This is a genomic window from Bradyrhizobium sp. IC4059 (assembly GCF_020193615.1).
In the GTDB taxonomy this organism is placed as follows: Bacteria; Pseudomonadota; Alphaproteobacteria; order Rhizobiales; family Xanthobacteraceae; genus Bradyrhizobium; species Bradyrhizobium yuanmingense.
In genome coordinates, this window is the sequence record NZ_JADYVH010000013.1 from 133638 (window position 1) to 144991 (window position 11354).

Annotated in this window: 13 protein-coding genes and 1 pseudogene; 4 read left to right on the top strand and 10 right to left on the bottom strand. The window is 64.3% G+C overall.

Translation table 11 applies throughout. The features are described 5' to 3' along the window. Window positions 1–306 precede the first annotated feature (306 nt). On the top strand, window positions 307–1761 hold the full coding sequence (locus I6F12_RS31515) for a lipopolysaccharide biosynthesis protein (protein ID WP_225158002.1): 1455 nt from the start codon (window positions 307–309) through the stop codon (window positions 1759–1761). A 123-nt stretch (window positions 1762–1884) separates the two neighbouring features. Here I6F12_RS31515 and I6F12_RS31520 read toward each other — a convergent pair whose 3' ends face one another. Continuing rightward, a complete protein-coding gene (locus I6F12_RS31520) occupies window positions 1885–2178 on the bottom strand; it encodes a hypothetical protein (RefSeq protein WP_036024052.1) in 294 nt (97 codons plus the stop codon). 203 nt (window positions 2179–2381) lie between these two features. Continuing rightward, window positions 2382–3068 carry a DNA-3-methyladenine glycosylase I gene (locus I6F12_RS31525; RefSeq protein WP_225130175.1) on the bottom strand — a complete coding sequence of 229 codons (687 nt, stop codon included), beginning with the start codon at window positions 3066–3068 and terminating at the stop codon, window positions 2382–2384. Between the two features lie 208 nt (window positions 3069–3276). On the opposite strand from I6F12_RS31525, the gene I6F12_RS31530 reads away from it, so the two are divergent. Continuing rightward, window positions 3277–4104 (top strand): metallophosphoesterase family protein, encoded by an 828-nt coding sequence (locus I6F12_RS31530; RefSeq protein WP_225158003.1) that lies wholly within the window; start codon window positions 3277–3279, stop codon window positions 4102–4104. Here I6F12_RS31530 and I6F12_RS31535 read toward each other — a convergent pair. From I6F12_RS31535 to I6F12_RS31550, 4 genes are all read right to left on the bottom strand, one after another. Then, a complete protein-coding gene (locus I6F12_RS31535; protein WP_036002505.1) occupies window positions 4043–4528 on the bottom strand; it encodes a cyclic nucleotide-binding domain-containing protein in 486 nt (161 codons plus the stop codon). The two genes, I6F12_RS31530 and I6F12_RS31535, sit on opposite strands and share 62 nt — an antisense overlap. A 102-nt stretch (window positions 4529–4630) precedes the next feature. Continuing rightward, complete coding sequence (locus I6F12_RS31540) at window positions 4631–5371, bottom strand: di-trans,poly-cis-decaprenylcistransferase (protein ID WP_225158004.1); 741 nt, start codon at window positions 5369–5371, stop codon at window positions 4631–4633. Window positions 5372–5400: 29 nt separating this feature from the next. Further along, complete coding sequence (locus I6F12_RS31545) at window positions 5401–5775, bottom strand: transcriptional regulator (RefSeq protein ID WP_025033235.1); 375 nt, start codon at window positions 5773–5775, stop codon at window positions 5401–5403. Next, window positions 5762–6379 carry a hypothetical protein gene (locus I6F12_RS31550; protein ID WP_036002509.1) on the bottom strand — a complete coding sequence of 206 codons (618 nt, stop codon included), beginning with the start codon at window positions 6377–6379 and terminating at the stop codon, window positions 5762–5764. Before I6F12_RS31550 ends, I6F12_RS31545 begins: the two co-directional genes overlap by 14 nt. A gap of 201 nt (window positions 6380–6580) precedes the next feature. Between I6F12_RS31550 and I6F12_RS31555 the strand changes: the two genes are divergently transcribed. After that, entirely contained in the window at window positions 6581–7828 is a 1248-nt protein-coding gene (locus I6F12_RS31555) for a serine protease (protein ID WP_225152279.1), read from the top strand. Between the two features lie 166 nt (window positions 7829–7994). On the opposite strand, the gene I6F12_RS31560 is transcribed toward I6F12_RS31555, so the two are convergent. From I6F12_RS31560 to I6F12_RS31575, 4 genes and pseudogenes are all read right to left on the bottom strand, one after another. Further along, the gene (locus tag I6F12_RS31560; protein WP_225158005.1) at window positions 7995–8732 is read right to left on the bottom strand and encodes a thioredoxin family protein; all 738 of its coding nucleotides are present in this window, start codon (window positions 8730–8732) and stop codon (window positions 7995–7997) included. 17 nt (window positions 8733–8749) lie between these two features. Further along, window positions 8750–9085, bottom strand: a pseudogene (locus I6F12_RS31565) (SRPBCC domain-containing protein); the annotation flags it as partial. Window positions 9086–9093: 8 nt separating this feature from the next. Further along, window positions 9094–9546 (bottom strand): metalloregulator ArsR/SmtB family transcription factor, encoded by a 453-nt coding sequence (locus I6F12_RS31570; RefSeq protein ID WP_225158006.1) that lies wholly within the window; start codon window positions 9544–9546, stop codon window positions 9094–9096. Between the two features lie 149 nt (window positions 9547–9695). Continuing rightward, a complete protein-coding gene (locus I6F12_RS31575) occupies window positions 9696–10670 on the bottom strand; it encodes a tripartite tricarboxylate transporter substrate binding protein (RefSeq protein ID WP_225158007.1) in 975 nt (324 codons plus the stop codon). A 123-nt stretch (window positions 10671–10793) separates the two neighbouring features. Between I6F12_RS31575 and I6F12_RS31580 the strand changes: the two genes are divergently transcribed. Next, the gene (locus I6F12_RS31580; protein WP_109142053.1) at window positions 10794–11210 is read left to right on the top strand and encodes a VOC family protein; all 417 of its coding nucleotides are present in this window, start codon (window positions 10794–10796) and stop codon (window positions 11208–11210) included. The last annotated feature ends 144 nt before the right edge of the window (window positions 11211–11354 follow it).

The window sequence follows — 11354 nt, forward strand, 5'->3', positions numbered from 1 at the left end:
TCGTTCGAGCGCGATCGACGTAAAGTTTTTTGCGAACGCAGTTTGGTCGCGCCATTCAATTGACACGTACTGACGGATAGTCGTCGGCGTTTCGCGACGCTGCTCACGCGCGATAGCTTCGATGTCTCTCTCGTGCGGTGGTCCGCGCATGAGGGCGTCCGGTTGATCGCACATGAATGAAGCGCCAATCGCATGAAATCGAAAAGATAAACTGTCGTTTGATTCACCGTCTTGCTTTCGAACTGCGCTTGAAATTTTCGTTGTTCGCCGCTCGAGGAGCTGATCGTGACTCAACTCAACATGCGCTTGTCCGAGGACGAGCAGTCCCGGAACGTACGGAAAGGTGCGCTCGCTGCGATCGTCACTCAGGTCGTGCGTGTAGCGACGCAGACCGGATCTGTGATCCTGCTCTCGCGCCTACTGACGCCAGTCGACTTTGGTACTTATGCAATGGCTTCGCCGGTGCTCGCCTTCGCGGTGCTGTTCCAGGATCTCGGTCTTGGACACGCGACCGTGCAGAAGGACGAGTTGACGCACAACGAGCTGAGTGCGCTGTTCTGGGTGAACCTCTCGGTCGGCGCGCTACTGGCGGCCACACAGGTGGCGCTATCGCCGCTCGTCGCCAGGTTCTACAGCGCGCCAAATCTCGCCCCACTGACATCCGGTATGAGCGTCACGTTGCTGCTCAGCGGCGCTGACGTCCAGCATTTGTCGTTGCTGACGCGACAGATGAGATTCTTGACGCTGGCAGGCCTGGAGTCCGCGGCCGCACTGACTGGATTACTGACCTCTGCCGCGGTCGCGTACGTCTATCACAGCTATTGGGCCATTCTCGCCGGCAGCCTGACATCAGGTCTGGTGCTCGCGAGCGGCGCGTGGCTGAGTTCGGGATGGTTGCCGTCGAGGCCCGGCTCGATCAAGGCTGCACGCGACATGCTGAACTTCGGGCTCGGCGTGACCGGCTACAATCTTGCCGAATTCCTGTCCCGCAATACCGACGGGGTGTTGATCGGCAAGGTCTGGGGGGCTGCCTCGCTTGGCGCGTATAACCGCGCCTACCGGTTGCTGCTGTTTCCGCTTCAGCAAGTCAGCAATCCGATGGTGCGAATCATGCTGCCGACGCTGTCGGGCCTGCTGAAGGAGCCGGAGCGCTATCGGGATTCGTTCCGTCGCGCGGTGCTGCCGGCGCTCCTGCTCGTGTTGCCTGGCGTCGGCTTCATGATCGCGACCGCCGATACGCTGGTCGAAACCCTGCTCGGCGACCAGTGGAGCGAGGCTGCGCCGATCTTCGTCGCCCTCAGCATCGCCGGTCTGCTGCAGACCAGCAACAGCCCCGCCAACTGGCTTTTCCTCAGCCAGGGCCGCACCAAGGAATACATGCGCTGGGGCCTGTTCAATGTCTCAACATCGATTCTCGCTTTCATATGCGGGCTGCCGTTCGGACCAGTCGGCGTCGCCAGCGCATACTCGATCAGCGAGTGCGTGCGCACGCCCATCCTGTGGTGGCTGATTGGGCGACGCGGCCCGGTGCGTCATCGAGACCTCATGGAAGTGGTCGGGCCACATCTCGCCGGAGCCCTCGCTTCCGTGGTGACGGTGTCTCTGCTGCATCGCTGGCTGCTGGCGCGTTCGATCGGAGGGATCCCGGAATTGGCAGCCTGCTTCTGCCTTTCATATGCGATTTCGCTCACGATCGTTGCGCTGTTTCCGGCCTGTCGCGGAGAAATGCGGCGCTACGCACAGAGCATTCGCGGCAGATAGTGCGACCGGCACCAGACCGTTCGCAAGACGGCGGAGCTGATCACCACGTCACCAGTCACGCCAAAGCCGCGCGCCACGGGAGTGCCGTGGCGCACGTGTCTCCAAAACGTCCCGTCGGGCTGCTCAATGCCTCACATGCTCGAACACCACGATCACGCCGGTCGGTTCGGGCTCATGCGCCATCAGGCGCGTCAGGTCGGAATCGCCCCAATCAGCGAGGCTGACGACCTCGCCGCTCTGGCGGTCGCTGCCGAGCGATCCCGTGGGCTCGAGCACCTTGAGGCCCATCTCGTCGACGAAGAAGGTGTGCTCGCCGAACATGCTGTTGAGCTGCGGCATCGCCGGATGTTCGTCGGGCAGCACCTGAGCGCCGAGCTGGTTGACGGTCTGCTTCACCTGTTCAGATGTGAGCTTCATGAGCTGCTCCGTTGTTGTATCCGGTTTCATCGAGCCAGGCGGGAGCGAGCATTCCCTGCGCCCTTATGCGCCTGGCTCAGAGTCCCGAACAGGTGCTGCGGACAAATGTTCCTGCGAAATGTATTTCGTGATCGCGGGGTTTCATCGGCCGCGTTCGCGGCACAGGATCGCCACAGGATGCACACGATCTATCGATCGACGCGCTACTCGCTGCTGTTCTCGCCGACCGACAGCGCGCAGATGCGTGACAAATATGTGTACGGCAGGTCGGACTCCTCGGCCCAGGCGTTGAACTGCGCCTGCACCTTGGCGAGATCGCCCTTCGACTTGACCTCCTCCGCGATGTCGAGACCGGCAGCGCGCAGGCAGGCCACGACGTCCTTCGACGTCACGAAACCGTCCCAGCCGACGAAGCGGAGCAGCATCTGGCCGGTGTTTCCGCCCAGCCGGCTGCCGCGTTTGTTCAGGAGGTCGAGCAGGCCGATCTCGTCGGAGGACGGCCATTTCGCCAGGAACTTGCCGAAGCTGCCGTGCTCCTTTGCGATCTCCTGCACGAAGGCGGCGTTGTCGCGCACCGACATGATCTTGGCACCGTTGCGCACGATGCGCGCGTCGCGCAGTAGGCCCTCCCAATAATCTTCGGGCTGGAACGTGAGCTTGGCGGGCTGGAAATGCAGGAAGGCCTGCTCAAAGCCGTCCCATTTGGAATCGATCACGCTCCAGGCAAAGCCGGCGCAGAACACCCGCTTGGTCATTTCGGCGAGGATACGATCGTCGCCGAGCTTGGCCAGCTGCTTGAGGTCCGGCTTGGCCGGCATCAACTTGTCCAGCGCCTTGGGCCCGCCCTTGCGCTTCTCGGCGCGGGCGCGAATGGTCTTGAAGGAGGTCATGTGAACACAGGTGTTGAGAGCAGGCCACGACACCAGAATTCGGCGATCCGGTCCAGCCCCGCATTGCCGCCCCTTGCGCTCTGCGACGGGACGCAGCATGCTGTCGCTCATTGGATTGATGCAAAGGGGCGGCCGGGCTGGTCTGCTTCTTGCTTTATGCCGTTTTTGGAATTCCCTGACATTTTGCTCTCTGGCCGTCGGATTTTCCATGCGCTGCCTGGTCGTGGCCGACCTGCACTATTCGCTGCCGCAGCTCGACTGGCTGGTCAGCGCGGCGCCGCAATTCGACCTCGTGATCTTCGCCGGCGACGCGCTCGACATTGGCTCGATGGTGGATTTCCGCGCCCAGATCGTGGTGGTGAAGAAGTATCTCGCGCTGCTGGCCGCGACGACCCGCGTGATCCTCTGCTCCGGCAATCACGATCTCGACGAGCGCAACGCCGAAGGTGAGAAGATTTCGCGCTGGATCTCGGAGGTGCGCGAGCTCGGCATCGCCTGCGACGGCGACGGCCTGACGGTCGGCGATACCCTGTTCACGGTGTGCCCATGGTGGGACGGACCCCAGGTCAAGCAACGGCTCATCGAGCAGTTGCGCGATGCCGCAGCCGTCAGGCCGCAGCGCTGGATCTGGGCGCATCATGCGCCGCCGGCGGATTCACCGACGAGCTGGGGCGGCAAGCGCTTCTTCGGCGACGTCGAGCTGGTGCAGTGGATCATGCAATACCAGCCGTCGATGGTGATCTCGGGCCATGTGCATCAATCGCCCTTCATCAGCAATGGATCGTGGTTCGACCGGCTGGGCCAGACCTGGGTCTTCAACACGGGCCTGCAACCCGGCCGTCCCCCGACCTACATCGTGCTCGATCTCGATGCCGGCAAGGCGTTCTGGCTGGCGGCCGGCGAGGCGCAATGGATCGACCTGAATGCGCCGTTGCGGCGGCCCGCCGCCCCCATCGAGGCGCCGCCCGACTGGCTCACATTCTTGGATCGGATTGCCGATCAGAGCCGGGCGAAACCTCAGCCGGCGGCAGGTTGATCATGCTCTGGAGCACTTCGCCGACCATGGCCAGATGCGTGCCGTGGCCGGCATATTGCCGCTTCAGATCGGCGAGGTAGGTGTTGGCGACGTTGAGCCTCTGCGCCAGCATTTTTGCGATCAGCAGCGCCACGCCCGGCTCCCTCTCGAGGAACGCGGCGGCATCCTCGAATTCGTAGACGATGGCGTCGGAGCAGGCCCGTACCGTTGCGGTGTGCGGCTGGCCCAGCAGCACGGACATCTCACCCAACACCGCGCCGGGCTCGGTGACGGTGGCGACCACCATCTCGCCCTTGAGCACCTCGAGCCTGCCTTGCATCAGCACGTAGAGATGGCCGGAGGTGCCCCCCTCGGCGACGATGATGGTGCCGGCGGCAAGCTGCCGCTCCGTTCCGCCGGTGCAGTAATCGAGGACTGCGCGCATGGTGCGAACGCTCCCGTCGCAGGGGTACACAACGCCGGAAGACTAGAGCACGATCCGTGCCGGGCGGCAATCGGTGGGGGAGCCGGCGGGCGCCGAGGCGCCTCACACCTGCGAGAGCGAGGGCGCCTCTCCGGGCATAATGGCTTGCAGCCCGCCGAAGCGGCGCTCGCGGCCATGGAAGGCGGCGAGCGCCTCGGCAAGATCGCTCGCGTCGAATTCGGGCCACATCCGCTCGGTGAAGTACAGCTCGGCATAGGCGCCTTCCCAAAGCAGGAAGTCCGACAGCCGCTTCTCGCCGGAGGTGCGGATGATGAGGTCGACGTCGCGAAGGCCAGCCTCGCCTGTGACGAGCTGCGAGAAGGCTTCGCGCGTCAGGCTGGTCAGCGCGGCCGCCTTCGCCGCGGCATTGAGGATGGCGTCGCGCGCGGAATAATCGACGGCGATGCGCACATGCAGCGCGCGGCCATCGGCGGTGGCCGCCTCGGCGCGCGCGATCGCGGCGGCGATGCCGTCGGGCAGGCGATCGCGGCGGCCGATGACGGAGAGGCGCACGCCGTTCTTGACGAGGCTCTGCACTTCGTTCGCGAGGTAGAAGCGCAGCAGGGTCATCAGCGCCGCGACCTCGGCCTTCGGCCGCCGCCAATTGTCGGTGGAGAAGGCGTAAAGCGTCAGCGTGCCGATGCCCTGCTTGGGCGCGGCCTCGACGATGCGGCGGATGGTCTCGACGCCGGCCTCGTGGCCGCGCACGCGCGACAGGCCGCGCCGCGTCGCCCAGCGGCCGTTGCCGTCCATGATGATGCCAACATGAAGCTTCTCGTTGCGGGACGTGATGTCACTTTGCATTGCAAAGTCTCCGGTCAAAAAAGGGGAGATCAGGTCGAGGCGATGCCGAGACGGCCGAGCGGCGGCGCTTCGCGGCCAGCGGCCTTCGCCGCGTCGCGCACCAGCCGCTCGAGAACGGCGAGATAGTCGAGGAAGCGGCGGCGGCCGGCCTTGGTGAGGCGGCAGGTGGTGTGCGGGCGATTGCCCTCGTAGCCCTTGGTCACCTCGACCAGTCCGGCTTCCTGCAGCACGGCAAGGTGCCGGCTGAGATTGCCGTCGGTAAGGCCGCAGAGCTGCTTGAGATCGCCGAACGCCAGCCCCTTGGGATGCGCCATCAGCGAGGTCAGAAGCCCGAGCCTCGCCTTCTCGTGGATCACGCGGTCGAGGCCTTCATAGGAGAAGGGCGCGCTGTCAGTCTTCGACATCGTTGTCTCCGGACGCGAAATGCAGAATCGCCGCCATCAGCGATTGGCCGATCAGGAAAGGTAGGCCCATGGTCCATGGCGACAGCGTGTGGGTTCGGCTCGCGAGCACCACGACCGCGAAGCCGGACACGAAATACCAGGCGCCGGCGAGCGCCACCGTGCGCGGCAGCGAGCGGACCGAGGCAAAGATGCCGAGCGACACCAGGATCTGCCACAGGCCCGGCAGCAGCCACAGCGTCTCGCTCGCGAACTTCCACATCACCACGGCGAGCAGAACGCCGGCAACGCCCGCCGGCAGGAACTGCTCGACCGCCTGGTGGATCATCGCGTCGGCGAGACCGGAATGATGGCGTCGCGACCGGGCGCGCATCTCGATGCCGATGATCAGTCCAGACAGCGCGGCGGCGATGAACCAGCCGATGAAGAAAACGAGCGGCTCGCCGGTGGGATCATCCAACAGCCAGAATTGCAGGACGGCGGTGATGAGCGCAACAGCACCGGTCGCCGCCATCGTCGCCGGGCCGTAACCGCGGAAGGCGGTACCTGCCGCGATCTGGCTGCGGATCGTTACGATGTCGGCCAGCGCCTTGTCGAGATCGCGCATCGGCAACGCCAAAACCTCGTTCCACCCAGACATTACGAGGCAACGGCCCCGTTACTTTGTATCGCAAAGTATACGGCACTGCAAAGTATGTGCAAGCCCGAATTGTCGCGGCTTGCCGGACGAGAGCGGACAACTGACGGTTGCGCCTCACCTGCCCTCGCGGATAAGATGGATGCGAGTGCGTTTGCCGGGGGCTGGGGTATGTGGTTGAGGTCGTTGGTCGTTGCGTTCGTGTTGCAGATGAGTGTGTTCGGGGCGAACGCGGCGGGGCCGTTCGGAACCGTCAAGGTCGGCAACTGGGCAGGCGGCGCATTCAGCAATGACGAGACGGGCGCGTTCTCCCATTGCGCGGCGACCGCACCTTACGCCAACGGCGTGAGTCTCTTCGTCGCGCAGAATGCGGCCGGCTCCTGGCTGCTGAGCTTTGCCAGCCCCAGCTTTCGCTTCAACAAGGGCGATACCGCGCCCATCGACTTCATCTTCGACGGCCAGGAGCAGGCGAGGTTGTTTGCGACCGCCGGCACCACCAATATGGTGACGACCATCCTGCCCCCCAACGTCGCTCGCACCTTCCAGAAGGCAAGCCTGATGGTGATCACGACCAACGGGAGCAAGCCACTCCAATTTGTGCTGACGTCGACGGCCCCCCTGATCGCGGCGCTGGCGAACTGCGTCACGCGGGTGAAGGCAGACGGGCTCAGCAAGGCCGGCGATTTCACCAAGGGTGCGGCCAAGCCGGCGGCGACGGCGGAGAAGCAGACGGCAGCGCCGGCCGGCGGCAAACCCGCCCGAGCCAGGAGCGGCAGCGGCTTCGTCGTCAGCGCGAGCGGGCACGTCGTCACCAACCATCATGTGATCGACGGCTGCGTCGGCGACGTCAGGGGCAATCTCACCGGCGAAGCCGCAATGGTGCTGCGCGTCGTCTCGAGCGATGCCAACAACGACCTCGCCCTGTTGCAGGCGCCGTCGACGACGACCTTCAAGGATTTTGCCCGGATCCGCGACCGCTCGATCCGCTCCGGCGATTCCGTGATCGCGATCGGCTTTCCCTATCACGGAATCCTGACCTCGGACTTCAGCGTGACCACCGGCATCGTGAGCTCGCTCAGCGGCATGCGCAACGACTCGCGCTTCCTGCAAATCAGCGCACCCGTGCAGCCTGGCAACAGCGGCGGGCCGCTGTTCGACAACACGGGTCAGGTCGTGGGCGTGGTCACGGGCAAGATTCCAGCCTTGCGGATCGCGGTGGCGACCGGCAACATCCCTGAAAACATCAACTTCGCCATCAAGACCGGAGTGCTGCGCGATTTCCTCGACAATTCGATCGTGCCCTATCAGACCGCCGAGCCAAAGAGCGAGCTCAAGACCACCGACATCGCCACCAACGCCCGGCCGTACACGATGCTGATCTCGTGCAACGCGGCGGAGCAGGCGGAGGCGAAGCGGTAGCTATCGGGGCAAGGCACACCCTGCACCTCACCCGTAGCTGTCATTCCCCGCGAAGGCGGGGAATCCAGTATGCCGCGGCCTTTCGATTCATCACTGCCGTCTCGGAATACTGGATCGCGCGGTCAAGCCGGGCGATGACACCTTTGATGTGCGTTGAGCGCTCCCCTCACCCGTGGCAGCACGCACCCTTCGCCGGCTGCGGCTCGTACCGGTCGCGCAGGCGCACCCAGTCCATCGGATAGGGCAGGCCTTCCTCGTGACGGCCGAGCGGGGTGAGATCGAGATATTGATATGCAGCGTTCATCATGTCGAGGCCGCGGGCGAAGCAGGAATAAGTGTGGAAGATCGCGCCGGCCTGGTCGCGGAAGAACACGCTGATGCCGGGCAGTTCGGGGCCGTAGAACGGCGTGGTCCCGAAATTGTACATCGGCTTGCCGGTCGCGACCTCTTCCTGTGAGAACGTCACGCCGTAATCGCGGTTGAAGTCGTTGCGGCCTGAGGAAACCCAGTCGAAGGTCCAGCCCATCCGCTTCTTGAAGGCTTCGAGCTTTGCGCTTGGCGCCAGCGAGACCGCAACCATGGCGGTGTCGCGCGCGGCCAAATGCGGCACCATGCGCTCGAACCCATCGGCCCAGAACGAACAGCTCTTGCAGGCCGCGTCCCAATCGGGTGCGAACATCACGTGCTGCACGATCAGCTGCGGCCGGCCCTTGAACAGATCGCCCAGGGACACAATGCCGTTCGCCCCTTCGAATGCGTACGCCTTGTCGACCTTGACCCAGGGGAGCCGGCGGCGCTCGTCGGCAAGCCGTTCGCGGGCCTGGGTCAATTCCTTCTCGTGGACCAGAAGGGCCTTGCGCGCGACGATCCATTGCTCGCGCGAAACGATCTGATGTTGCTGCATGGCGTTCTCCTTGGGGATCAGGCGACGAAAGCATCGAGCTTGTCGAAAATCGAGCTCCAGCCGCGCTGGTGGTTGTCGCGCGCGGTCTCGTCGAAGAACTGGGCGTGATGGAAGATCATCAAGGTGCCGGCAGCGTCCGGCTTCAGCGAGATCGTCACCAGCGACTCACGCTCCGGCGTCGAGTGCCAGGCCCAGGTGAAGACCAGAAGCTCGTTCAGCACCACCTCGCGATAGCGGCCGCCGGCCTCGAAGTATTCGCCGTCGTCCCCCGTGAAGCTGATGCGAAACCGGCCGCCGACGCGGACGTCGAGCTCGGCTTGAAGCGTCGCCGGCTTCATGTTCGGCGGCCCGAACCATTGCGCTAGCTGCGCGGCTTGCGTCCAGGCGGCGTAGACCTTTTGCGGCGGCGCGCGGAGCCGGCGCGTGAGCGTGAGGCTTGGTCGTTCTGCCGGGCGTTCGGCGGTGTTGGCGGTTGCGTTGGCCATGTCTCTTCCTCCACGAAGGCGGCAAGGCGATCGAGATTGTGGGACCAGAACTGCGCATAACGATTGAGCCAGTTCATCGCCTGCTCCATCGGCCGCGCGGTCAGCCGGCAGGCGACCGTGCGCCCGGTCTTCTCGCGCACGATCAGCCCGGCATCGGTGAGCACATCGAGATGCTTCATGATCGCCGGCAGCGATACCGCAAACGGGGCCGCCAGCTCGCTCACCGACAGGCCGTCCTGCTCGCCGAGGCGCGCCAGCAAGGCACGACGCGTCGGGTCTGACAGCGCCGCAAAAGTCCGGTCCAGCGTCTCGTCCTGATACTTAACCATGTGGTTTAGTATAGACGCGAGCGCGACAACGTCAAGCCGGAAGGCGCAGGCGCGGATCCGCACGAGAGCGTGATCGGGTTGCTGGCAATGCAGCCAAGAAAAAAGCCCTGCCGAACGGCAGGGCTCTCTTCCTCGTCATAACGAATTTTCTACTCGACCTTCAGGCCGGCGAAGTCGACGACCTTCTTCCACTTCTCGGTCTCGGCCTTGATCTCCTCGCCGAACGCCTCGGGCGTCTGCACCCGCGGCTCGCCGCCGAGCTCGACCAGGCGCTTGGCCATGTCGGGCTCCTTGAGCACCGCGTTGACCTCGGCGTTGAGCTTGGCGATGATTTCCTTCGGCGTGTTCTTCGGCGCGCCCATGCCGAACAACGCGCTCGCCTCATAGCCCTTGACGGTGTCGGCGATCGGCTGCACGTCGGGCAGCTGCGGCGAGCGTTCCGTGGTGGTGACACCGATCGCGCGCAGGCTGCCGGAGCGGATGTGCTGAATGATCGAGGGCATGTTGTCGAAGATCACCTGCACCTGGCCGGCGAGCATGTCGGTGATCGCGGGCGCGGCGCCGCGATAGGGCACGTGCTGCATCTTGCAGCCGGTCATGGCCATGAACATCTCGCCGGACAGATGCACCGAGGTGCCGTTGCCGGACGAGGCCATGTTCACCTTGCCGGGATTGGCCTTCACGTACTCGATGAACTCGGCGACGTTCTTGGCCGGCACGTCCTTGTTGACGGTCATCACGTTCGGAACGCGCTGGAACGAGGCGACCGGCGCGATATCGTTCACGAAGTTGAACTTGAGATTCTTGTAGAGCGACGCGTTGATGTAGTTGGCCGGGTTGACCAGCTGCAGCGTGTAGCCGTCGGGCTCGGCATTGATGACCGATTCGGTCGCGATGTTGTTCCCGGCGCCGGGCTTGTTCTCGACCACGAATTGCTGGCCGAGCTTTTCCGACAGGCGCTGGCCGATCAGCCGTGCCAGGATGTCCGTGGCGCCGCCCGGCGGATAGCCCACCACCCATTTCACCGGACGGGCCGGATAATCGGCGGCAAGGGCCTTCGACAGCGGGTTGGCTGCAAGCGGACTGGCGGCGAGCAGGCCCAGCGCGGTACGGCGAGTGATCATCTCAAGGGTTCTCCCAGTGTTGTTCTTGAAGTCGGATGGCTTGAAAGCCGCGTCGCTGCGGTTGTAACAAAGCTTGCCGCGTGCGGAAAGTGCGCGGGGCACATCACGACGAAAGGATGAGACATGCCGGTCAAGGTTCATGCCCTGGATCATCTCGTGATCAATGTCAGCGACGTCGCGGCAAGTGCTGCGTGGTACGGCAAGATTCTCGGCATGGAAGTCAAGGTGTTCGATCCCGGCGGCGGCAAAGCGCCGCGGACTTTCCTTGAATTCGGTAACCAGAGGATCAACGTCCGGCAACGCGATGCCGACAAGGTGGAGTGGTTCACCGCGAACCATCCCACGGTGGGCAGCGAAGATTTGTGCTTTCTCACCTCGGCCACGCCGGACGAGGTGGTGGCGCATTTGCGGGCACATGGCGTCGCGATCGAGGAAGGTCCGGGCCCGAGGCAAGGCGCCCGCGGCACGTTGCGCTCGGTCTATTGCCGGGATCCCGATGGCAGTTTGATCGAGATCTCGTCGTACGGGGACGCCGGCTGATAGGGCCGCCGCGCCCCCGAACGCCGTCATTGCGAGGAGCGCTTGCGACGAAGCAATCCAGACTGCCTCCGTGGAGAGAGTCTGGATTGCTTCGCTGCGCTCGCAATGACGGTGGAGAGAGCGCGCTCACGCATACCCCCGATT

What these genes read in the sequence shown, in the direction of transcription:
- I6F12_RS31525 (WP_225130175.1), bottom strand. Translation starts at nt 3,068, where the DNA reads ATGACCTCCTTCAAGACCATTCGCGCCCGCGCCGAGAAGCGCAAGGGC.
- I6F12_RS31580 (WP_109142053.1), top strand. Translation starts at nt 10,794, where the DNA reads ATGCCGGTCAAGGTTCATGCCCTGGATCATCTCGTGATCAATGTCAGC.
- I6F12_RS31535 (WP_036002505.1), bottom strand. Translation starts at nt 4,528, where the DNA reads ATGCGCGCAGTCCTCGATTACTGCACCGGCGGAACGGAGCGGCAGCTT.
- I6F12_RS31520 (WP_036024052.1), bottom strand. Translation starts at nt 2,178, where the DNA reads ATGAAGCTCACATCTGAACAGGTGAAGCAGACCGTCAACCAGCTCGGC.
- I6F12_RS31560 (WP_225158005.1), bottom strand. Translation starts at nt 8,732, where the DNA reads ATGCAGCAACATCAGATCGTTTCGCGCGAGCAATGGATCGTCGCGCGC.
- I6F12_RS31575 (WP_225158007.1), bottom strand. Translation starts at nt 10,670, where the DNA reads ATGATCACTCGCCGTACCGCGCTGGGCCTGCTCGCCGCCAGTCCGCTT.
- I6F12_RS31545 (WP_025033235.1), bottom strand. Translation starts at nt 5,775, where the DNA reads ATGTCGAAGACTGACAGCGCGCCCTTCTCCTATGAAGGCCTCGACCGC.
- I6F12_RS31550 (WP_036002509.1), bottom strand. Translation starts at nt 6,379, where the DNA reads ATGCGCGATCTCGACAAGGCGCTGGCCGACATCGTAACGATCCGCAGC.
- I6F12_RS31540 (WP_225158004.1), bottom strand. Translation starts at nt 5,371, where the DNA reads ATGCAAAGTGACATCACGTCCCGCAACGAGAAGCTTCATGTTGGCATC.
- I6F12_RS31570 (WP_225158006.1), bottom strand. Translation starts at nt 9,546, where the DNA reads ATGGTTAAGTATCAGGACGAGACGCTGGACCGGACTTTTGCGGCGCTG.
- I6F12_RS31530 (WP_225158003.1), top strand. Translation starts at nt 3,277, where the DNA reads ATGCGCTGCCTGGTCGTGGCCGACCTGCACTATTCGCTGCCGCAGCTC.
- I6F12_RS31555 (WP_225152279.1), top strand. Translation starts at nt 6,581, where the DNA reads ATGTGGTTGAGGTCGTTGGTCGTTGCGTTCGTGTTGCAGATGAGTGTG.